Below are 22662 nucleotides of genomic sequence, written 5' to 3'. Positions count from 1 at the left end.
TAATATAATACGGTGTGTGTTTATTTATGAGAGTGCTTGATATTTTCATTTCAAAACTCCAAGTATGTGAATAATTTCAGAACATAACAATTATAAAAAAAGCCCTATATATAAAATATAAAGGGCTTTTGTAATGTTTACATATTTTCTTTATTAGCTAGATTTACGTTTTCTTGAACCAGCAAAACCAATAAGTGCTAAGCCAAATAAAGCGATAGTTCCTGGTTCTGGCACAGAAACTAACAAGTTAGCAGATGCAATAGTTGTTGTTCTAGTTTTTACAGACACATTACCATTGGTACCAGCGTTGTAAGCAACGCTTGTATTTAATATATTATTTATAACACCATTTTGTAGGTCTGAAATAACATAATCTGTATTAACTGTAGGGCTATTACTTAAACCATTTAGTTCACTACTAAAAGTACCGAAAGCATTATTCCCTGCTAAATCAATGTAATCTTTTACATCACCAACTCCTGGAGAGTATAAAAAGTCATCAATTATCATTGATAATTGTGAGTAGATCTGAATTGATACATCAACTAATGATGAACCTGTTACATTAAAACGCATAGCAAGTTGAGTATTTGCGTCTAAAGTACGAGCACCAATACCATTGTAACCGTCAAAAGCACCACTTGATTCAGAAGCAGTATAAGGAGTATTTAAAAATACGTTTATGTAACCACCTGTAAACTGTGCAGCAAGCTCTTCGCCAGTATCTAATACACCGTCAGCGTTACCAGTATTACCAGGCTGATTTTGCCATAAATCAAGATCTGTAGTCGATCCATATAGAATGTTACCAATAACACCATTTTCGTCTAAATCAGCATCAGAATAACCATTGCCGTCGCTATCTAGCAAACCATCGATTACTATAGCAGCACCATAAAACTCATAATCAGCAAAAAGTGTCCAGCCTGCAGGAGCAACATTAAAACCTAAATCAGAATTTGTAGGATTTAATGAACCAAATTGTTCACCAAAAGCGCTATCAAAAACTAGGTCGCCAGTAGTAATACCGTTATTGTCTAAATCAAAGTATGCTGAAACTGGCTTGATTTCATCAGCAGTTATACTTGAAAATATACTTGTTAGCGTGCCACCAGGAGTAGCTGTAGGGTCAATTTGCATATCGCTTGCCGAAGCGAAAGTCGTTGCACCACATAAAACAAGAGCAGATACGATTTTGTTAAACTTGTTAGTCATAGTAGTTTCCATTTAGTCGTTGTAAATTTGAATACATTTATATATGCTTATTTTATGCCACTTTTTTAAGTTATTGTTTATTATGGTTTGATTTTGTTTTGGTGGATTTGAAATTATGAGGTTGTAAAATAACCTGACATATATATTTAGATGATTCTATTATGCTAATACCACTATAAGTTTAATCTATCTTTGTTTAAATAGTATAATTTAATCGTAGCTATTATTTATCTTCAACAAGCAAAGAAAATAGCACGAGTAGACTTAGTCACAAAAACACTGCCCATTAACATTGTAAATTCAATTGAGACAGTCGTTTTTCTACGTAACGACTGTTATATAATTAAAATGGCATTTAACTTTTGTATATCAGTAACTGTTACTTTTGATTAAAAATATACTACTATTGCATAAATTAATAACTAATGGTTATTGAGCAACAACTCTTTTAGCTATTTTAAACATTATTCTTGGGATTAACCCTGCGTTGCCAAGAGGCCGCCATGTTTTCTTATATTTATTGCGATAAGCATCGAAATGCAAACCGTAAGGGGCTGCTATTATTTTTCCACGACCCAATAATATTTTAAGCGCATAAGTTTCTGCTATACCGGCACAAAGGTTAACTGCCATAGGTGTAGAAGGGCCACGTTTTTCTTTAAAACTCACACGGCTTTCATCTACTAGGTATGAGCGCTGTAACATAGCTGGAGACAAACCTATTAAAAATTGAATGAGTTGGTCTTCTTCAGTTTTTTTATCTTCAAAACGAAAATATTCTTCATAGGTCATTTTTCCTGGCATAAAGCATAAAAAGGCAGCTCCCATTCCAAGAGGTGCCGCTGTAATTACAGGGATTTTTTTTTCATAACACTTTTTAAACACGGTTTTTCTAGCTTCTAAAGCAAAAAAATCTAAAGCGTCAACATACAAGTCAATACCCTCAAGGAATTTATCGACGTTATGTTCAAATATACCTTCCGGAAAAGATTGTATTTGTGCTTCAGGATTAATATCGCGAGTCATTCGTTCCATAACATCAACTTTTTGTTCACCTAGGGTTGACATAAACGCGCCAGATTGACGATTGAAATTATGTACTTCAAAATCATCGAAATCTGAAATGTTAAAGTTTGCTACACCTAATCTTGCTAAGGTAAGTAAATGCACTCCACCAACACCACCTGCGCCAGCTATTGCAACTTTTTTACCGCGAAGCATTTGTTGTTCATCTTCTGTAACCCAACCAATGTTTCTAGAAAAGGCTTTTTCGTAGTTAAACATTCACACTCCATTTATTTTGTAGTTATTCGAAAAACCGAAAGATTAAAACTATACCCAGTAGGCTATGTTTTAAATATACACCTTGATAAGCAAATTATGTAGGTGCGATTATTTAAATTTTATTTTAAAAAATAAATTAATGCTTCATTATGATATTTAGCCAATAAATCCAGTAAAAAGTACAGGAAGTTTAATGAAATTTTTAAAATTAATCATACGCATATGTGTAAGTGTTTTTTAAATCATTAGACAAATTTGATGTTAATGATGATTTAAAAGCAGGAATAGAAGGTAGAGTTTTTTACTGGAAAGAAATTTTATTTTCGCTACTTTTACAAGTATTTTCTATGATGATATTATGAACAGTGAATATTCGAAATAGTTAATTAAAACTGGCTACGGATATCTTTTTGTATTTCTTTATACAAGCTCTTAAAGCCACTTGTTAGGTTTTCTAAAAATATTTCAGCATTAATATAATAAGGAGCGCGTAAACCATGATATTCAATGGGCTCACCAATTTGTACAAATTTAATGCCAACAAACTTCATACTACGGGCTAAACGTGGCTCCATCATTACATAAGCATGTTTTATACCGGTATCGATAGCTAAAGTGCCAGCAACCATATATAAACCAATCGCAATAAATGGGAAGCAGCGCAGTTCTGATTCAGAATATGAACTTTCACTAATGGCACCAATGGCAGAACCCTTAAAACGATCTGATTTACGACGTCTGAAGTCAGCTTTTACAGCCAAGCGAGAAATCTCACCAATTTCTTCACGTTTGAATCTTTTAGGATCGTAGTCTTTGTTTTGAATCGCGTCATAACAAAACTTTTCAATCGGTAACAATTCATCTTCATTACTTGAGCGAACTATACGTACGCAACTGGTGTAATTATTGGTTGGTTTGTGCTGAATTAGAGCGAAAATAGAGTGAGAATCAAAATCATCCATTTCCATGCCATCGTCTTTTTGATTTTCGAAGGCTAATTCTTCACAGTAAACATTGTGACGAATTTTAAATACTTCGTTACGTAGGTTGTCAGTCGAGGCGTATTGTGGCTTGAGAAACTTGGTAAAATGCTCCGAAATATTTCCAGCATCATGATTGACCTTAAACGACGCCACTTTTTTTGCGACATCGCCAATGATAGGGGAATTTAATATTAATTTGCTTAGACTCATCTTCTCATCCATTTGTCTTCATGTTATTTCGTGATAGAAGTCATTACGTCACGAGACATACTATTAATATAACCTAATACCGGAGAAAGATTACTATTAACTGTTAATAAATTTATTTTTTTCCCAGTTTTATCGGTAATACTTCCTCTGCTGTTTTAAAGCCAATATCAAATAAGCTTTGTTTTTGCTCTGTCGTCATGGAAAAGTCAACGGCAGAGTAATTGCCAATATTAACTACTACGGTATTGTGCCAGAAGGCTTCATTAATATATTCGCGCGAGATCGTGGTCATAAAGGTACGAATAAGCAGGGTCACGTACTTATAAATTGGGAAAAAACCTTTTATATTAACTTCATTATTTTCATGCTCACCCTTAAGGCGAAAACATAGTACCGGTGTACCGTCTTTTGCCCAGTCTCGATGGAGGGCGTCTTCAGATAAAATACTGCCATCAACCATGACCTGTTCGCCAAAAGTCTTGAAACTAAATATTAAGGGAATGGACATCGAGAATCTTACCGCCAGCGATACTTTTACATCAGGGGTGAGCTCTTTGTTGAAAATAACGGGGGTACCTTTAGCGACATCTGTGGCAACAATATGTAAGTTATAATCAAGCTCGGCAAATGTTTTTCCACTGAGTAGGCCATCCATCCATTGTTCAAAACGGTCACCTGAACTTAAGCCACCGTTGCGAATTAATTTTAATAATGAAAATTCTCGGAACTTGTTATAATTAGTATTTAACGCGATATCTTTAATTTCAGCAGGGCTTAAGCCAGCTGCAAATAAGCTGCTAACAATACTGCCACCCGAAACCCCTACTAAGTGATTGAAGTCGATGTCATAAGCTTGTAACGCATGTAAGATACCAACGTGTGCAGGCAGTCGTGTGCCGCCGCCAGCGAAGATAGGAACTACTGTTTTTTTTGTCATACTGTTGAACGACCTTAAGAAATAGCTGCCTACAGGGATATAACATATTGTTATGATTATTTTAATTATGAGTAATCATAGCTGTTTTTGCGAGTAAAACGCAGTAAACTTATTGACGATAAATAAGATTTCTAATGAATGGAGGGTTTAAGATGCGTTATTTGAAAATAATATTAAGTGTTTATTTAATTTTTTATACCAGCTCAGTACTGGCCGATTTAGCAGATACCGTTGAAAAAATCAAACCGTCAGTAGTGGGTATTGGTGTTCATACGCCATCGGGGCGCCAGCAAAATAGTTTGAACGGAAGTGGCTTTGTTATCGGTAATGGCCGCTATGTGGTCACCAACTTTCACGTTTTACCCAAAGAGCTTGATGCAAATATTCTTCAACAAATGGCGGTGTTTACTGGCTCTGGGAAAGCGGCGAAAGTGCGAACCGCTGATATTGTCGCTAGTTCGCAGTTGCACGATATCGCCGTACTAAAAATCCATGGCGCGCCACTGCCTGCGATGCAACTTGCAAATAAAGCGTTTAGTCGAGAGGGCAGCTATGTTGCTTTTACGGGCTTTCCTATTGGCGCTGTTTTAGGCCTATACCCAGTGACCCACCGCGGTATTATTGCCAGTATTACACCAACGATAATCCCGGTGGATAATGCTCAGCAAATTAGTATTAAAATGTTGAAAATGTTACGTAATCCTTATTTAGTTTATCAACTTGATGCTACCGCTTACCCTGGCAATAGTGGCAGTGCTTTATATGATGTTGATTCAGGAGAAGTGATTGGTATTATTAATAAGGTTTTTGTGCAGGAGTCAAAGGAAGCGGTTATTACTAATCCTAGTGGCATAACATACGCGATTCCGGTTAAATATTTATTAGCCTTACTAAAAAAAGATAACATTGATTATCTCGGTACTAATTAGTAATTTTTAGTCTTCAGTTATGACAGTCAGGTCTTGCAGGATTTTGGGTGAGTCTATTAAGGATGAAACGGGCACTAAGTCAATATCAAGGGCTGCGAGTAACGGTATTAAACGATTGAGTGCTGCGATCGTTTCAGGGTGAGGGTGCGCAATAGCCACCACTGATTTATATTGCTGGGCGTGCTCTATAAGCTGCATAAATTGTTGATCAATATAGTCAGTGGTTAATTCGTTATCTAAAAATATTTGTCGGTGGGTTGTTGGAACGCCGACCTGAAGGGCGATATCTTCTGCTTTGGTTTTGTTGGTAGTAACGCTGTCGACAAAAATTAAATCTCGCTCTTTTAAAAAGCGCATGGTCCACATCATTGGATTATAAAGTTTAGTTAGTTTACTCCCCATATGGTTGTTGATACCAATAGCAAAAGGTATCTCAGCGAAAGCAAGTGCTAACTGATGGCGGATTGACTCTTCATTCATTTTAACGGTTAGTGCGCCAGGCCCTAGCTTTTTATCATTCTCTGCTTCCATTGGTATGTGCAAAATAATTTCGTTATTTTTATGATAGCCTGCTAAAGCCAGTCTTTTACCATAAGGCGTATGGGGGAGAATAGCTAAGGTTATTGCGCCGGGTAAGGTTAGCACGGCAGCATCACTTTTTCGGTAACCAATATCGTCAATAATAATGGCGACTTGTGCGTTTTTAGCCGTTGCTAAAGGCGTTATACTTAGTAACGTCAATAAAATAAATAGTTGTGGGAATAATGGCAAAAGAACTCTTAATTTGGAAAACATCATTATTAACCGAGATTATCAGTAGAAAAAGTTAAAATCGAGGAGAAGTTAACTTTTTATCTTCATTTAAACCACATTTTAGGGGTTACTGCCTGACGCATTAGTGTGTATTTCGAAATAATTACAGCGGATTGACTGTTTTTATTAGTAGAAAAAGTAAGGCTCAGTAGGCGTTATATTTTTACTTTATTTAAACCAAGCTTTAGGGTTTACTGCCTGACCATCGCTGCGTATTTCGAAATAATTACAGCAGATTGACTGTTTTTATTAGCAGAAAAAATAAGACTCAATAGGCGCTATATTTTCACTTTATTTAAACCAAGCTTTAGGGTTTACTGCCTGACCATCGCTGCGTATTTCGAAATAATTACAGCAGATTGACTGTTTTTATTAGCAGAAATAATAAGACTCAATAGGCGCTATATTTTTACTTTATTTAAACCAAGCTTTAGGGTTTACTGCCTGACCATCGCTGCGTATTTCGAAATATAATCCAGATTGACTCTGCCCACCACTTTGTCCAACAAGTGCTATCGGTTCACCGGTTTCTACCCGGTCACCTACTGACTTTAATAACGCTTGGTTATAGCCATATAGGCTCATATAGCCGGCGCCATGATCTAACACTGTGACTAAACCATAACCTTTTAACCAATCTGAAAATAATACTGTGCCGTTATGAATGGCTTTAACTTGTTTACCAACAGGAGCGGCTAACAAAATACCTTTCCATTTTAAGTAACCTTGTTTACGAGAGCCAAAACTGTGGCTAATTTTGCCTTTAACCGGCCAAGAAAGTTTTCTTTTAAGTTTTTTTAGGCCAACTAATTCTGTACTTTGTTGTGCTAATGCTGCGATTCGTTGTAATGCCACCACTAAATTTTGTTCTTCTGCCACTAATTGAGCTAACAGCTGTTTGCTACCAAGCAGCTCTTTATTTAATGCGCGAATGGTATTCTTTCGTTCTTGCTTAGTGTTTTGAAATACGATTTTTTGTTCGGCTTGTTGTTGTTTTATAGTGTTTAACTTTTTAGCTTGCTCTTGGTGTTGTGTGGTTACGGCGAGTAAATCACTTAAGACAATCTGAAATTGGTCAATTTCTTTGATGCGAGCATCGTTCAAATATTTATAATAGGTAACGGTACGCTCTACGCTAGCAGGGCTTTGCTGGTTAAGTAATAATTTAATATAGTCGTGATGTCCCGATGTATAGGCGGCTCTTAATTGTTGGGCTAACACTTTTTCTTGTTGCTGTTTTTTGTGCGTTAAGGTTATTTTTTCTTGCGCGAGTTCTTTTAATGTTTGCTCAGTATCTTGAAAATCATCTTGGGTTTTAATCATCGCCTTTACTATTTTAGCGATTGAAATATCGTCATTTCTTAATTGATTTTCTAAAGATGAGCGTTTATTGCTCGTTTGTTTAATCGATTTTTCTTGCTCAACTATTTGCAGCTGAACTTTCGACAATGCTTGATTGGTTTTATTGGTCGTATCACCATTACTCGACGTCTGTTCAGTGGCGTTCACCGACATCAATACCCAGCTAAGGCTGAATATTGATGCAAATAAAGATATTTTTTTCACGGTAAATTTCATTTTAATAATAATTTTCTTAAATAAACTTCATTAACGAATGACCGGTCATTTGCCCGGGTTGCTCTATATCCATCAGCTGTAATATTGTTGGCGCAATATCGCTCAATGCGCCATTTTCTGCTGGTTGAGCGGGTCGGCCAATATAAATTAGCGGCACAGGTTCACAAGTATGCGCGGTGTGTGCTTGCCCTGAATTGTTATCAACCATTTGTTCAGCATTGCCATGGTCAGCGGTAATTAAACACTCGCCTCCTGCTTTTTCTAAGGCGGCAACAACACGACCAATACTGCTATCAACCGCTTCACAAGCAGCTACGGCAGCATCAAACTTTCCAGTATGACCCACCATATCACCATTTGGATAATTACAAACGATAAAGTCGTGTTCACCGCTTTCAATGGCGGCGACTAATTTATCAGTGAGTAATGCTGAATTCATTTCTGGTTGTAAATCGTAAGTGGCAACTTGTGGTGAAGGTACTAAAATACGCTGTTCGCCAACAAATTCACTTTCTTTACCACCGCTGAAGAAGAAGGTAACGTGCGCATATTTTTCTGTTTCTGAAATACGTAATTGCGTTTTGTTATTTTTCTCTAACCATTCACCCAGTACGTTCTCAAGTGCTACTTTAGGGAAAGCGATATTGGCTTTTATGTCACCGGCATATTCGGTGAGCATGACAAAGTCAGCAATAGCAGGACACTTGTTACGCTTAAAGCCAGAAAAGTCTTGTTCAGTGAAGCAACGAGTAAATTGACGGGCCCGGTCGGCTCTAAAATTCATAAAAATTAAGGAGTCACCATCATCAATTTCTATAGCTTGGTTGTTCTCGTCTAAAATTGCTGAAGCGGCAACAAACTCGTCATTTTCATCACGGGCATAAGCGGCGGCTAATGCCTCCGTTGCGCTTGAATATTTATACTGTGCTTCACCACTAACCATTAAGTTGTAGGCTAATTCGACACGATCCCAACGTTGGTCACGGTCCATGGCATAATAACGACCAATTACCGAAGCTATCTGGCCGCAGCCTAGCTGTTGGAATTTTTCTTGTGCTTTAATCAATGACGCTTCTGCGCTTCGAGGTGGTGTATCACGACCATCTAGAAAAGCGTGTAAGTAAATTTTACCGGCACCTTTTTCTTTAGCGAGTTCGAGCATTGAAAAAATATGATCTTCATGGCTATGAACGCCACCTGGTGATAATAAGCCAAAAATATGTACGGCTTTATCATTTTTAATGGCTTGGTCAACCGCATCATTAAGTGCTTTGTTGCTGTTAAATTCTTTATCTTTTATCGATTTGGTAATACGAGTGAAGTCTTGATAAACAATACGACCAGCGCCTAAATTAACGTGACCCACTTCTGAGTTGCCCATTTGTCCGTCAGGTAAACCTACTGCCATACCCGAGGTGCCAATTAACATATGTGGATAGCGAGCATTTAAATCGTCGAGTACCGGCGTTCTTGCATGAAAAATAGCATTAGATTCTGTAGATTCTCGGTATCCCCAACCATCTAAAATCAGTAATACGGTAGGTTTTTTATTTGGCATTTTAGTTTCCATAACGGTGAAATTAGCTAATTATTCACCAGTATACCAAGGCAAATCAAGAATTGCTTGTGTGGTATTAGACAAAACATTTCAAATGAATTGTGTGCTTTTACTCGTTATCGGTCGGTTGTATCAACAAAAAAAACCTTTTCATTGATTTAATCGCTTATCACGTAAAGTTCTTTTTGGGTTTGCTTGGTAATTCTGTATACTATCGTCAACTTTTTATTCAACCAATATTTATTATTTTTATGGATCAATTAATTATTTTTGCTGGTAATCATCCAGTGCTAAGCGCTGCTTGGGCAGCTATTGTCGTTCTTATTATTGTGACGACTATTCGTATTCAAATGTCGCCTATTAAGCAAATATCTACACAGGAACTTACTTTTTTAGTAAACCGTGAAGAAGGTGTAGTCGTCGATATTCGTACCGAAAAAGAATTTAAAGCGAGTCGTATCATCGATTCAAAAAACTTAGTGAAAGAGAAAGTATCAAATAATGATTTTGCTACCCTTGAAAACTATAAAGATAAACCCATCATAGTTGTATGTACCGCAGGAATTACTGCTTCCCCGGTTGCTAATCAATTACTTAAAGCAGGCTTTACTAAAGTAAGCTTGTTAAAGGGTGGTATGAATTCTTGGGTCAATGCCGGTTTACCACTGGTTAAAAAATAATAGCTAATAACTAATAAAGGTTTGATATGACAGTTGATATTTATACTAAAGTAACTTGTTTTTACTGTATGCGAGCAAAAGCTTTACTCGAAGAGAAACAAGTAAGCTTTAATGAAATTAAAATCGACAATAATACAGAATTGCGCAATGCCATGATCAAGCGTAGTGGCGGTGTAACTGTGCCACAAATCTTTATTGGTGATCATTATGTCGGGGGCTGCGATGAACTATTCGCACTTCACGCCGCTAATAAATTAGATGAACTTTTAGCAAAAGATTAAAAGTCATCATTATATAAAATAATAAATACAATAGGAAAAAACTATGTCTGATGAGAACACCAACAACGCTGATGCGCCAGAAGCCGCTACTGAACAAGCCGCACCACAATTTGCTATTCAACGTATTTATACAAAAGATATCTCTTTTGAAACGCCAAATTCTCCTGCTATTTTCCAAAAAGATTGGAAACCTGAAATTCAATTAGATTTAGATACTAAATCAAATAAATTGGCTGAAGATACTTATGAAGTTGTTCTGTCAGTAACCGTTACCGCGACTGTTGATGGACAAACGGCCTTTTTAGCTGAAGTCCAACAAGCTGGTATCTTTTCTATTGGTAATTTACCTGAAGCACAACTTGCTCATACTATCGGTGCATTCTGCCCAACGACATTATTTCCGTATGCACGTGAGTCAGTGGCGAATTTAGTGAGTCGTGGTTCATTTCCACAAATTAATTTAGCACCAGTAAACTTTGAAGCACTATTTGCTTCATATGTTCAACAACGTGCCGCACAAGCAAAAACTGAACAGATACCTGAGAGCAGTGAAACTCACTAATTAACGGTTTTTCTTAAAAATCGGCTAGTAGTAACAATAAAATGGAAGTGATGATATGTCGAAATTAACGGCAAAAATCACGGTTTTGGGGGCAGGGTCTTATGGCTCTGCCCTTGCTATTTGTCTCGCTCGAAATGGTCACAAAACCGTATTATGGGGACGAGATCCTCAACACATTGCGCAAATGCAAGCATCTCACTCGAATGAGAAATATTTACCGGGTAGTGAGTTTCCACCCTCACTAACAACGACTAACGATCTTGAAAGTGCTGTTCAAGCGAGTGAAAACATTTTAGTGGTTGTCCCCAGCCATGCCTTCGGCGAAATGCTCAGCCAAATTAAACCCTACTTATTACCAAAGGCTAAAATAGCTTGGGCAACCAAAGGTTTAGATCATAAAACAGGACGATTACTGCAAGATGTTGCCCGTGATGTTCTGGGAGATGATATTTCATTGGCCGTACTTTCTGGGCCAACCTTTGCAAAAGAGATGGCTGCTGGCTTACCAACGGCTATTTCATTATCGTCAACTGATGATGATTTTGTCACTGAAATTTCTGATCTATTACATTGTGGCAAAACCTTTCGGGTTTACGCAAATAAAGACTTTATTGGTGTACAACTCGGTGGTGCGGTTAAAAATGTTATCGCTATCGGTGCTGGTATCGCCGACGGTATTGGCTTTGGTGCCAATGCTCGTACTGCGTTAATTACCCGTGGTTTAGTTGAAATGACACGTTTGGGCTGTGCACTTAATGCCGAGGCAAGTACTTTTATGGGGATGGCTGGATTAGGTGATTTAGTCCTAACCTGTACTGATAATCAATCACGTAATCGTCGATTTGGCTTAGCACTTGGCAGCGGCGTTGATGTTGAAAAAGCGATGACAGATATTGGCCAAGTTGTTGAAGGTTATCGTAATACCAAAGAAGTTTATATGTTAGCACAACGTATGGGCGTAGAAATGCCGATAGTCGAGCAAGTCTATCAGGTACTTTATTGCGGCAAATCAGCAAAGCTAGCCGCTGCTGATTTACTTTCTCGCGACCGTACTGTCGAATAATTTTACACTTTGTTTGGCTCTGTTTATCTTTACTATTGTGAAGTTAAACTGAGCCTTCAAAGCCCATTTGTCGCCAAGCTTCAAAAATAAGCACTGCGGTGGCATTCGATAAATTCATACTCCGGCTGTCTTTTAGCATCGGGATACGAATTTTATCCTCATCGGGTATTTGCTGTCTTACTTCTTCTGGCAAACCACTGGTCTCTGAGCCAAAAAGTAAATAGTCCCCAGGTTTAAAGGCAATATCACCATAGTAATTGGTTGTTTTAGTGGTCACCGCTAAAACTCGCTCAGGTTGTTCACTTTCGATAAAAGCTTGATAATCTTTATGGCGCTTAATGGCTGCAAACTCATGGTAATCTAAACCCGCGCGGCGAAGTTTTTTATCGTCTAGGTCAAAGCCAAAGGGTTCAATGAGGTGTAACCTAAAGCCTGTATTCGCACAGAGGCGGATAATATTACCGGTATTTGGTGGAATTTGTGGCTGAAACAAAACGACGTCTAACATAAAAATGTACTTAAATTCGAAGATGATAAGGTATTATACCAAACGAATTACTATATTGTACAAATTAGCGCTTAAGTAGCAAGCATGGAAAAGTAATGACTATGAGTGAAGCTTTATCAAAACAAAATGACTACAGTTTTTGGGTCAGAGTGGCTGCTTTCGCCGCTACCGCAACGGCCTTATTACTTTTTCTTTTGAAATTGTATGCTTGGGTTGTCACAGATGCTAGCTCAATGCTGGCTTCGGCCACCGATTCGATGTTGGATTTATTTGCTTCGTTGATGAATGTGGTTATTCTTCATTATGCTTTGGCACCCGCCGATGAAAAACACAAATTTGGTCACGGTAAAGCCGAGAGTTTAGCGGGTTTAGTACAAGCCGCTTTTGTGACCGGTTCTGCCTTGTTATTGATCTTTCATGGCTTTGACCGAATTATTCACCCCAAACTGGTTGTTAAAACAGAAATAGGCATAGTGGTGACGATTATAGCTATCGTGATGACACTGTTATTAGTGGTGTTGCAACGTTTTGTGATTGCCAAAACCCGTTCCGTTGCCATTAGTGCTGATGCTTTGCATTACCAGTCAGATTTATTATTAAACCTGGGCGTATTAGCGGCGTTGATTTTAAGCAGCGGCTACTCTCTCTATGCAGATGGCATATTTACTTGTCTTGTTGGGGTGTTGCTATTGAGTGGCGCTTTAAAAATTATTTACTTAAGTGTGCACAACTTAATGGATCATGAACTGAGTGAAGAAGAGCAGACTCAAATTACCGCTATTGTGGTTGCTCATGATTCGACCTTAGGTGTTCATGATTTAAGAACCCGACAATCAGGCCCGCAGCGCTTTATTCAATTTCATTTAGAGCTTGATGACCGACTGTCTTTACTGGAAGCCCACGATATTGGTGAAGCTATAGAAGAAGAAATTGAAGCGAAATTCTCGCCTTGCGAAGTGTTTATTCATCATGATCCTACTTCAGTGGTAGCCATTAAAACGGTTAATGTAGACCAAGAACCGCAACAGAAATAAAACTAAGTTGAATGTGTATCAAACCACTGCAGCGCTTTTCTTAAGGCGGGGCTGCGATACTGGTCTTGCTCAAACATAAGCTCGTGCCGCGCATTGTCGACAGTGAAAGGTTTGCCTTCAGGGCAAGACTCTTTGTGGTATTGGTGTAATTGCTGGCAGAAAGTGTTTTGCGCTTTATTACAAACGATAGTGTCGTTACCTGACTGCATGACTAAGATAGGTGTAGTCAATTTAGCTAAATCTGCAAAAATATTTTTCTTAGCGATAATGGCTTCTTTGAGCCAATGAGTGGTGACACCGCCCAATTGTATCTCTTTATTTTTCTGATAAAGTTCCACAAAAACTTGGTAGCGAACAGTCGATTGACTAAGCTCATTTTCAGCAAAAGGTGTGTCGTTAAAGGCCGTTTGTCCCATAAAAAAATTAGCTTCAGCAGCTAAGCAAGCGTTAAAGAAATCCCCTAAATAAATAATCCCTTGAGCAAGCCAGTTAGCGATATTGCCGTAGTTAACTGCAATCATTGGCGAGGTTAATACCGCAGATTTAGCTGACAGTGGGTATAACTGCATCATGCGCACAGCAATGGCTCCCCCCATCGAATGTGCTAATAGATGGGGTTTTTTAGGACGTGTTTTACTGGGATTATTTGTGGCACTTTCTAAAACAACATCATCAATAAATTTTTTAAGATCTTCGGCGTAGTCATCAAATTTTTTTACATAGCCTTTTTGGCCATCATTCAACAATCGTTGTGACAAACCTTGACCACGGTGGTCGACGATAAATATATTATAACCTTGCTGATACAAGTCAAAGGCGAGTTCTTGATACTTTAGATAACTTTCAGACCTTCCGGTAACCAGTACAAGATTTTCTTGGTTTTTGCAGTGAGTAAAGGTTACGTAATTTATTCTTATTTTATTGACACCACTAAAAGATGAGAAGTAACCTTGTTGCCAAAACTGTTTTATTTCAGTTGATAAGCGAGCACTAAGCTCACTTTCTTTGCCATAGTCATTACTATTGATTTTCGCTAAAGCCATGTTGTTTAATCCTAAGGTCGCATGACATTAGCGGTGATAATTCACTTATGTTCATCAGTTTTATGTCAGTGTTGTGCTTATTGGCAAAATAATGGTTACAGATAAACCACCAGAGTCGTTGTTTTTAGCACTTATCGCACCATTATGTGCTAATACTGCTTGCTGTGCTATGGCTAAGCCTAAGCCGGTGCCACCCGTGTTTCTATCTCGGGCTTCATCGACACGATAAAAAGGCTGAAAAAGTTTTTCGATGGTACTTTGAGGAACGCCATCACCGCTATCGCTAATGATAATCTTAATACTGTCTTGTTGATTGAGAATAACACTCGCCATAGAGATGACCACTTCACTGTGCTTTGGGCTATATTTAATGGCGTTAATAATGACATTACTAAAAGCACTGCTTAATAAATTTTGATCTCCAGGTAAATCCAAAGAGAAAAAGTGCTTCATAGTAATTAAGATATGTTTTTCGTCAGCAAGGTACTGGCAGTCTTGACAGATATCGGCTAATAATTCATCGAGATGAACGGTTTGCAAATTAATTTTTTGAAAGGTGTTTTCTAATCGAGAAAGAGAAAGCACATCGCTTATCATTTCATTTAAACGGCTGACTTCTAGTTCACAGCGCGCGAGATGTTTTTTTTGCAACTCGGGTTTGTTAATCGCTTGCTGAGCTAGACCAACCGCAAGTTGTAAGCGAGTCATCGGTGAACGAAGCTCATGGGAAACATCGGCTAATAAACGCTGATTAGCGGTTAGATTTAATGATAACTTGTCTGCCATCGTATTAAAGCTGGTGGCAAGTGAACCCAGTTCGTCTTTTCTTTTATTGGCATGTTCGATACGGGCATCAAGCTGGCCGTTACCAATATCGGTTGCCGCACGTCGTATTGCCAATATTGGCTTAATTAACGTTCGTGCTAATAACCAGGCTAATAGAGCACTGACCGCAATGGGGATGGCAAGTTTCAACCAATTGGGCAGTTGCATAATAAAGGAATCAAAATGTCGAGACTGACCTTTAATAGCTAAATATAGTTCGACGGGTTGATTATCTAAGATGATATTTTTAGGGCCGGTAATACGAGATCTCGGAAATTGAATAGAGGTGATGGCTGAAAAGCGATTTTTTTCTAGGTAGCTAACCAAGTCTTTTAAAAAACGGCTACTATCGGTGGTGAGCTGACCACTATCAATATTTCTGATAATGATAGCTTCATTAGGCGATTTCCCTCGATATCGCAAAAGTCCATCGGCTGACATATTATTTCTTTCAATACGTTTAGCGATACGGTGCAATTTTTTTAAGTCGCCATGGTGCGCAGGTAAAACAATACTGTTCTGTGCTAACTGGGCTGAGATAAATCGTGTTGCTATAATAGAGCTTAAGGCGAACAGCCAAAACCATAAAAATATCTTAAAGCCAATCGATGAAAATGACTGTCTAATTTTATTGAGCATTAGCCATTTATCCCCGTGCTTTCTCCTGTGAGGAAGATATAACCAGCGCCGCGAATGGTTTTTAATTTATCACTTGCAGAAAACTCGAGTAACTTACGGCGAATATTACTGATGTGCATGTCGATACTGCGATCAAAAGCACTCAATTTTCGTTTCAATATTTGTTCTGATATTTCATTTTTACTGACGATTTGACTGGCATTATTCATCAGCAAAGCTAATATTTGAAACTCGGTACCAGTTAATTCAACTAACTGTTGATGGCAAAAAGCTTGACGAGTGCTATGTTCAAGCCTGACCTCATTAATTTGCTGATGACTAACAGTACTTTCATTGGACTTAACTATTTTAATACGCCGTAAAATAGCTTTAATGCGTGCCAGTAATTCACGATGCTGAAAAGGTTTCGCTAAATAGTCATCGGCGCCTAGCTCCAAGCCTAATATTCTGTCGTCGTTATCACCTTTAGCCGTTAACATTAAAATTGGCGTTTTATGCTGGCCACCTAAGGCTTTTAATACTTCAAAGCCATTTAGTTTGGGCATCATAACATCAAGTAATATCAGTGAAAATTGTTCATCATAAGCACGTGCCAGACCACTAACACCATCATGGCAAGCTTCTAATTCAAATCCTTCATACGATAGATACTCAGTTAATAACTCAGTGAGTTCTTTGTCGTCATCGATGATTAATATTTTCTGTTTGCTCATGAGGTTTTGTTATCTTTCGTTAGTGGCGGTATTTGGCGTATCTTAATATTAACTTAACTGTTATTAGAAAACTGACTTTGTTGTTGCCTTTACAAAAACTTTACACTGCCTTGCGTTTCTTTGCGTTGCAAGGTTTATAGTTACCTCACTTAGAAGAATGAATCGATTCACCGGGCTCGCTCAGTAATCGATTAATTCACTTAATCGATATTATTATCTATTTAACCCAGAGGTAAATCTTATGAAAAGTAAACGTTCAGTTTTATTAGCCAGTGCATTATTAACTTTATCCTTAGCAAGTACCGCAGCGTTGGCCATTAATAACGGTAATGGCGTTAACAATGACCGTCATGATGCCAAGCATACCGGTCACCATCAGTACAAATCAAAGCGTGGTATGAAAGGTGATTTTAAACGAATGGCGAAGTATTTAGCGCTTACTGAAGAACAACGTGAGCAGGCAAAGGCGATAAATAAAACAGCAAAAACAAGTCATTCAGTATTAAAAGAGAGCATGCAAGGATTTCATCAACAACGTAAAGCGTTACTGATGGAAGAGCACTTTAATGAACAAGCTTTTATTGATTTACAAAGTCAATACCAAGATATTATTGCACAAAAAGCTTTAATTAAAGCAAAGAAAGAACACAGTTTTATGATGATATTAACGGACGTACAAAAAGAAAAAATGCAGTCACACCAAAAGCATGATGGCAGAAGAAAGCATCATGCTGAGTAATCTTGTTATTTAGCAATACTGAAAGAAAATATTTTAGACATGGTGCTTTCTACCGGTTGGTCATTATAACTCGCCGGGGTGAAACGCCATTTTTCTAATGATGAACGAATAGTATTACGAAAATAACTGACTCTGCCTTCACCATCGTATTGAATATCTCGTACATAGCCATTTTTATCTATGGTGAATGTAACTTCTACATCCGTTTCAATACCTTTTCGCTTAGCATTGGCAGGATATTTCGGGTATGTCGATGTCAGTAATTGCGCGGGTGCGCGCTCTGGCATGTAGTTAGTTGTCGATTCGCTTGTCGAGGAAAGTACTTGCTTTATCATCGCTGAGCGACGAGCCGTTGGTAATGCTAAGTGCGAATTTATGGCTAATGGCTGCTTAGTCAAATTAGCTATTTGTGCCGCATATGGGTTTTTTAATAACGAAGCTTTTTTGGTTGAGTCGGTGCGCTCAAAGGCTAACTCTGCTGGCGATTTACCCATAGTAACCGTTTGACTTAATGCCAATTGAGCTAAAGATTTTTTTATCTTTACCTGAGTACTAGACAGGTCAGCTTGATTTTTTTGAACAGCCAAAGATTCAGTAAAATGACTTAAAGGTTCAGATTTAGCCTTTTTTAGCTCGACTAATTTATTGTTTATGACTGCTGCTAAAGTATCGACTGTGTTCTTTTTTTGGGGATTGATGACAGTACCCCTGTTTTCAGTAGTGTCTTTGCTCATAAGGTAAGCTTGCCCGACTTTATGCTCAACATTTACTGGATTTTTATTGGTCTTTTTAGGAAAAAATGGCGCTATCATCTTTGCGGGTAGTTTGTTTTCTAAGGCATTACTTTCATTGCCTCGGTGTAATAATTGCTGCGCCAAAGAAGGTAACGCTATTTTATCGCCATTATCTGTATATGTTTTGAAGCCATCATCATCGGCGCTGCGGTATAAAGGAATGGTATCAGTGCCTATATCTAAGCTAGGAATTTGGATATATTTTTTACTGCCAACAGTAATAATTGAGAAAATAATGACGACAGACGCTAACCATTTTGCTGAGTGAGTCGTTGTTGAACAGTGCTGGTCGTGGTCAATTAAACGCAGAACGCGTTGCTTTAAATCACCACCCGATGCCGCCATTGCCATAGCGGGAATAGAATGATGACGGTGGCTGTCACATATTGAAGCGGTATCTGCCAGCGTGTGCGCATAAGCAACAGGGTTACCACAATGCTGCACAGCAATATCGTCACTACAATATTCACGTTCATTACGCATTTGCTTTGACACCCAACGCACAGCAGGATGGAAGAATAAAAAGATTACTACCAAGGTCTGAATGAAGTTAACTAGATAGTCATGTCGACGAATATGTGCCAGTTCGTGCAATATCAACATATCAAGTTGTGCGGGTGTTAAACCTGTCAACATAGTAACGGGAACAAGTACTATCGGTTTCAACCAACCTATTGCCATAGGTACATCATTTTTAAGCGAGATTAATAGTCGAGGTGAGCAGGTTAATTTTACTTGTTCAACTAATTGCTGAAATCTGGCTTCAAGTTCAGCATTTGCCGGCGAGGTGCCTATTTTGGGTAGTTGGTTAACATTATATAATTCGATGAACAGCTTTATCGCTAAGGCAAAGCTTATTGTTACCCATGTTAATGATAAATAGGGTAAGAATTCAACCGCATTGGAATACCAGACAGCAGTATTTTGGGCGTCATTATTAATGATATCGCTTAGCAAGATGCTGTTATTTAATAAAGGACCAAATTGTTGAAAGTCAGCTTGAGAGATAATATAGAAGGTAAAAAAAGGCAATAATAAATTAGCCACCATAGCCAATGACGCCATCGCATAACGCCATTGTGGTTTTTTATAAGAAGTAAACGTTAATGCCAACTTTAGCGCAAGCGCAACGAAAATCCCTTGCCAAATAAAATGGATAAGGGTTAACGATAAATTGTATAAAAATGGACTACTCATTAAATTAATCTGACATTATCCTTCCATGTTTTAGCACTTTTTAAATTGTACTATAACAAGTGTAGCAGTTTTTATTTTTCTAGCTCATTAAGTAATTGACGAATGTCGGCAATTTCTTCTTTACTGGTTGATTCATCTAAAGCTCGCATCACTAATTTTGACGTTGAGCCACCAAAAGCCTTTGAAGCTAGGTCTTTTAATAATGAAGATTGTGTAAAAGTTTCACTATTTGATGGTGCATAGACATGGGCACGATTACTTTCGTCTCGAATGACCAAGGTTTTTTCATGCATAATTTGTAAAATCTTCAAAACAGTGGTGTAACCTGTTTTTTGCGTTTTACTGACAACATCATGTACCTGACGAACTGTTGCTGGACCGACTTTCCAGAGAACATTAAGCAAAGTTAACTCTGCTTCTGTAGGCTTGATATTTGTATTATCTCGAGCCATCTAAAATCCTTAATACTATGAATAATTATAAGTTATATACGAATGCAATCGTATCTTGTGTTGATAAAATGAGCAACACCTTTTGTTGTTAGTGGCTTTGTTTTAAAATATCACTATGATAACAAAGGTTTTTAAAATGATTTTATTTTTGATTTGCTCAAGGTTTAATGTAGTACGAGCTAGGTAGTTAGTAAAAATGACAGTAACTTTTAGTGTGGTATCAATCAAAAATCGACCCGTAATTTTCGATGGTTTTTAGCTGTGCGCCATGATTAAAGGGGGCTGTGTACTTATCGATAATCGAGAAAATCCCACTCTAGAAAAGACATCAAAACAGAGTGGTTAGCGATGTTATTGGTTACGAAGGCATCATCGACCCAGATTTATTGCCCTGATTGCTGGTCGTATTGAACGTCAGCCCTATAACAGTCAATCAAAAGCCAATAGCGTATTTCAGGAGATTCACTACTGGCTCTTTAATGAGCAATGACTTTTTGGTTAATCAGCGTTAACAATATTGGCGTAGAGTTCACCTAAGCGGGTCACTGTGCCTGGATGAGCATCAACATCAAACTCGATCATGCCAGGACCAAACGTTGATACTACCGTAGAGCCAAGTTTAAAACGTCCCATTTCATCACCTTTTTCAAAAGTGATCGCATCAGCGCCGTCAGCGGGGTAACTTTCTCTAAAAATTCCTTTGGCTCTAGGTGAAGTAATCGTACCTGCCCAAGTCGTTTCTATACTGGCAACTATGGTTGCGCCAACAAGGACCATAGCTAAAGGTCCTGAATTTGTATCAAAGATAGCGACAACACGTTCGTTACGAGAAAATAAGTTAGGCACGTTATTAGCGGTTAATGGGTTAACAGAAAATAAATCACCGGGTACAAAGATCATTTCGCGTAATGTTGCTGCCATCGGCATATGAATACGATGATAATCTTTTGGTGCTAAATAAATACAAGAAAACTTTCCGCCTTGAAAAGGCTTTGCCGTGTTGTATGAACCACCCAGCAAGGTTTCTAATGAATAATCGAAACCTTTTGCTTGTATTAATCGTCCGTCTTCAATATCGCCTTGCTGACTAATAGCACCGTCAACGGGATAGCAGAGGGTTGTTTCATTGTTATCAATAGGGCGCGCGCCATCTTCAAGTTCGCGGGTAAAAAAATCGTTGAAGGTGGTAAAGTCTTCGGCATTTTTAAGCTTTGCTTCTGACATATTAATGCCGTAATGCTTGATAAATGCCTCAATGGCTTTTGTGGTTACTCGGCCACATTCCGCAGCGGCAAATTTTCCAGCTAAACGCGAAATCAAATGTTTAGGCATAAGGTATTGAAGGGTGATTTTTAATTTATTTAAAAGCACTGAATTTCCTTTATATTATTAATATTAATTTAGTCGTTAAAACGAGAGGTTAATTTATTATCGCCTAGGCTGGCTAAAATGCGTTGAAAGCTCGCTAAACGTTTTGGATGTATTTTCATTTCTTCACCGGCGGCTATTAATGCACAACCAGGATCATTTTGGTGTTTACAATCTCTAAATCGGCAACCACCCAAGTAATCTTCAAATTCAATAAAGCCACCATAAACTTCTGCTGGCGTTAAATGCCATAAGCCAAACTCTCGAATACCGGGTGAATCAATTAAATCACCACCTTGTTTAAAATGGTATAAGCGAGCAACCGTTGTTGTGTGTTGACCTAAACCAGAGTTTTCAGAGACTATTTTTGTCATTAAACCCAGTTCAGGCATTAAGGTGTTGGTAAGTGTTGACTTACCCACACCAGATTGGCCTACAAAGATACTGGTATGTTCGCTAAGTTGTTTCTTAAGCTCTTCAATACCGTGTTGAGATTCATTACTGACATAAATCACCTGATAACCAATCTCACGATAAATATCAAGATGTTGCTCAATTTCGGCTTTACTGGCTTTATCAAGTAAATCAGTTTTATTGAGTAAGATAACCGGTGTGATACCTGTTTGCTCTGCAGCCACTAAATACCGGTCGATAATATCAGGGTTAAAGGCAGGTAACACCGAAGAGACAATTAATATTTGGGTGATATTTGCCGCTATCGGTTTTACACCGTCATAAACATCTGGACGACTTAATACCGACGTTCGCTCATGAACCGCTTCAATGACTCCTGAAATACTGTGTTGTGTTTCTTTACCTCTGCGCCATAAAACTTTATCACCACAGACCAAAGATTTAACACCGCGGCGTATATTACAACGTATGCAATCACTATTTTCTGCTTCTACATCGGCATGCTGGCCAAAGCGACTGAGAATAGTACCGTTTTCAGGCTCTCCCAACTCAGTATCTTGCCATTGCACTTGCTCTGGTTTATTACGCAGTTTTTTAGCTTGATTATCTTTAATGCGCCTTGTCTGACCTTTAGTCAGTTTTTTTAGCTTAGACATGGAGTTTTATCATGATAATTATGGAGTTTCACTCGTCTTTTAAAAGGGTAATGCGACAAAAAGTTTTAATCACAGTTCATTGTCACGTATTATACTGACTAAATCACCATTCATCTAATATACTTGTAATAGTAATATCAGTCTCACTAAGTTTGTTACCTTGCTGTGGCGAAGAAAACAAATGCAG

22 protein-coding genes are annotated in these 22662 nt (G+C 38.1%); 7 read left to right on the top strand and 15 right to left on the bottom strand.

Translation table 11 applies throughout. From position 1 onward, the window contains the following. Positions 1–153: 153 nt before the first annotated feature. From A3Q34_RS09405 to A3Q34_RS09390, 4 genes are all read right to left on the bottom strand, one after another. Positions 154–1215 (bottom strand): PEP-CTERM sorting domain-containing protein, encoded by a 1062-nt coding sequence (locus tag A3Q34_RS09405; protein WP_070375123.1) that lies wholly within the window; start codon positions 1213–1215, stop codon positions 154–156. Positions 1216–1644: 429 nt separating this feature from the next. Next, on the bottom strand, positions 1645–2499 hold the full coding sequence (locus tag A3Q34_RS09400; protein WP_070375122.1) for a ThiF family adenylyltransferase: 855 nt from the start codon (positions 2497–2499) through the stop codon (positions 1645–1647). A 386-nt stretch (positions 2500–2885) separates the two neighbouring features. After that, positions 2886–3692 (bottom strand): PEP-CTERM/exosortase system-associated acyltransferase, encoded by an 807-nt coding sequence (locus A3Q34_RS09395; protein WP_070375121.1) that lies wholly within the window; start codon positions 3690–3692, stop codon positions 2886–2888. 112 nt (positions 3693–3804) lie between these two features. Then, the gene (locus A3Q34_RS09390) at positions 3805–4629 is read right to left on the bottom strand and encodes a patatin-like phospholipase family protein (protein WP_070375120.1); all 825 of its coding nucleotides are present in this window, start codon (positions 4627–4629) and stop codon (positions 3805–3807) included. Positions 4630–4763: 134 nt separating this feature from the next. Between A3Q34_RS09390 and A3Q34_RS09385 the strand changes: the two genes are divergently transcribed. After that, entirely contained in the window at positions 4764–5558 is a 795-nt protein-coding gene (locus A3Q34_RS09385; protein ID WP_070375119.1) for a S1 family peptidase, read from the top strand. Between the two features lie 6 nt (positions 5559–5564). On the opposite strand, the gene A3Q34_RS09380 is transcribed toward A3Q34_RS09385, so the two are convergent. From A3Q34_RS09380 to gpmI, 3 genes are all read right to left on the bottom strand, one after another. Further along, positions 5565–6329 carry a divergent polysaccharide deacetylase family protein gene (locus tag A3Q34_RS09380; RefSeq protein ID WP_231907458.1) on the bottom strand — a complete coding sequence of 255 codons (765 nt, stop codon included), beginning with the start codon at positions 6327–6329 and terminating at the stop codon, positions 5565–5567. A gap of 456 nt (positions 6330–6785) precedes the next feature. Beyond that, positions 6786–7937, bottom strand: coding sequence for a murein hydrolase activator EnvC family protein (locus A3Q34_RS09375; protein ID WP_197517672.1), 1152 nt, complete (start codon positions 7935–7937; stop codon positions 6786–6788). A 28-nt stretch (positions 7938–7965) separates the two neighbouring features. After that, entirely contained in the window at positions 7966–9507 is a 1542-nt protein-coding gene (gene gpmI, locus A3Q34_RS09370; protein WP_070375116.1) for a 2,3-bisphosphoglycerate-independent phosphoglycerate mutase, read from the bottom strand. Between the two features lie 251 nt (positions 9508–9758). Here gpmI and A3Q34_RS09365 point away from each other — a divergent pair, with 251 nt between their 5' ends. Genes A3Q34_RS09365 through gpsA form a run of 4 tightly spaced genes read left to right on the top strand, consistent with a single transcriptional unit; the run spans position 9759 to position 12093 of the window. Next, on the top strand, positions 9759–10187 hold the full coding sequence (locus tag A3Q34_RS09365; RefSeq protein WP_070377088.1) for a rhodanese-like domain-containing protein: 429 nt from the start codon (positions 9759–9761) through the stop codon (positions 10185–10187). A 26-nt stretch (positions 10188–10213) separates the two neighbouring features. Beyond that, positions 10214–10468, top strand: coding sequence for a glutaredoxin 3 (grxC, locus tag A3Q34_RS09360; RefSeq protein ID WP_070375115.1), 255 nt, complete (start codon positions 10214–10216; stop codon positions 10466–10468). Between the two features lie 43 nt (positions 10469–10511). Beyond that, positions 10512–11030, top strand: coding sequence for a protein-export chaperone SecB (secB, locus tag A3Q34_RS09355; RefSeq protein ID WP_070375114.1), 519 nt, complete (start codon positions 10512–10514; stop codon positions 11028–11030). 55 nt (positions 11031–11085) lie between these two features. Next, complete coding sequence (gene gpsA, locus A3Q34_RS09350) at positions 11086–12093, top strand: NAD(P)H-dependent glycerol-3-phosphate dehydrogenase (protein WP_070375113.1); 1008 nt, start codon at positions 11086–11088, stop codon at positions 12091–12093. Between the two features lie 43 nt (positions 12094–12136). Here the strand turns inward: gpsA and trmL are convergent, their stop codons facing one another. Further along, on the bottom strand, positions 12137–12601 hold the full coding sequence (gene trmL / locus A3Q34_RS09345; protein WP_070375112.1) for a tRNA (uridine(34)/cytosine(34)/5-carboxymethylaminomethyluridine(34)-2'-O)-methyltransferase TrmL: 465 nt from the start codon (positions 12599–12601) through the stop codon (positions 12137–12139). A gap of 95 nt (positions 12602–12696) precedes the next feature. Between trmL and A3Q34_RS09340 the strand changes: the two genes are divergently transcribed. Beyond that, positions 12697–13635, top strand: coding sequence for a cation diffusion facilitator family transporter (locus A3Q34_RS09340; RefSeq protein WP_231907457.1), 939 nt, complete (start codon positions 12697–12699; stop codon positions 13633–13635). Between the two features lie 2 nt (positions 13636–13637). On the opposite strand, the gene A3Q34_RS09335 is transcribed toward A3Q34_RS09340, so the two are convergent. Genes A3Q34_RS09335 through A3Q34_RS09325 form a run of 3 tightly spaced genes read right to left on the bottom strand, consistent with a single transcriptional unit; the run spans position 13638 to position 16855 of the window. After that, the gene (locus tag A3Q34_RS09335) at positions 13638–14678 is read right to left on the bottom strand and encodes an alpha/beta fold hydrolase (protein WP_070375111.1); all 1041 of its coding nucleotides are present in this window, start codon (positions 14676–14678) and stop codon (positions 13638–13640) included. Between the two features lie 60 nt (positions 14679–14738). Further along, entirely contained in the window at positions 14739–16142 is a 1404-nt protein-coding gene (locus tag A3Q34_RS09330) for an ATP-binding protein (RefSeq protein WP_070375110.1), read from the bottom strand. Continuing rightward, complete coding sequence (locus A3Q34_RS09325) at positions 16142–16855, bottom strand: response regulator transcription factor (RefSeq protein ID WP_070375109.1); 714 nt, start codon at positions 16853–16855, stop codon at positions 16142–16144. Before A3Q34_RS09325 ends, A3Q34_RS09330 begins: the two co-directional genes overlap by 1 nt. Before the next feature lie 241 nt (positions 16856–17096). Here A3Q34_RS09325 and A3Q34_RS09320 point away from each other — a divergent pair, with 241 nt between their 5' ends. Further along, positions 17097–17594 carry a Spy/CpxP family protein refolding chaperone gene (locus A3Q34_RS09320; RefSeq protein WP_070375108.1) on the top strand — a complete coding sequence of 166 codons (498 nt, stop codon included), beginning with the start codon at positions 17097–17099 and terminating at the stop codon, positions 17592–17594. A 5-nt stretch (positions 17595–17599) separates the two neighbouring features. On the opposite strand, the gene A3Q34_RS09315 is transcribed toward A3Q34_RS09320, so the two are convergent. The 4 genes from A3Q34_RS09315 to rsgA all read right to left on the bottom strand — a co-directional run bounded on the left by A3Q34_RS09315 (position 17600) and on the right by rsgA (position 22475). Further along, positions 17600–19585, bottom strand: a complete 1986-nt coding sequence (locus A3Q34_RS09315) for a M56 family metallopeptidase (protein ID WP_070375107.1) — start codon at positions 19583–19585, stop codon at positions 17600–17602. Positions 19586–19656: 71 nt separating this feature from the next. Beyond that, positions 19657–20037 carry a BlaI/MecI/CopY family transcriptional regulator gene (locus A3Q34_RS09310; protein ID WP_070375106.1) on the bottom strand — a complete coding sequence of 127 codons (381 nt, stop codon included), beginning with the start codon at positions 20035–20037 and terminating at the stop codon, positions 19657–19659. A gap of 498 nt (positions 20038–20535) precedes the next feature. Beyond that, positions 20536–21369 (bottom strand): archaetidylserine decarboxylase, encoded by an 834-nt coding sequence (gene asd / locus A3Q34_RS09305; RefSeq protein ID WP_070377086.1) that lies wholly within the window; start codon positions 21367–21369, stop codon positions 20536–20538. A 68-nt stretch (positions 21370–21437) separates the two neighbouring features. Then, a complete protein-coding gene (gene rsgA / locus A3Q34_RS09300) occupies positions 21438–22475 on the bottom strand; it encodes a small ribosomal subunit biogenesis GTPase RsgA (protein WP_070375105.1) in 1038 nt (345 codons plus the stop codon). Between the last annotated feature and the right edge of the window lie 187 nt (positions 22476–22662).

The organism is Colwellia sp. PAMC 20917, from assembly GCF_001767295.1.
Classification (GTDB): Bacteria; Pseudomonadota; Gammaproteobacteria; order Enterobacterales; family Alteromonadaceae; genus Colwellia_A.
The sequence above is the reverse complement of the archived record's forward strand: the minus strand, read 5'-3'. Positions and strand labels throughout refer to the sequence as shown.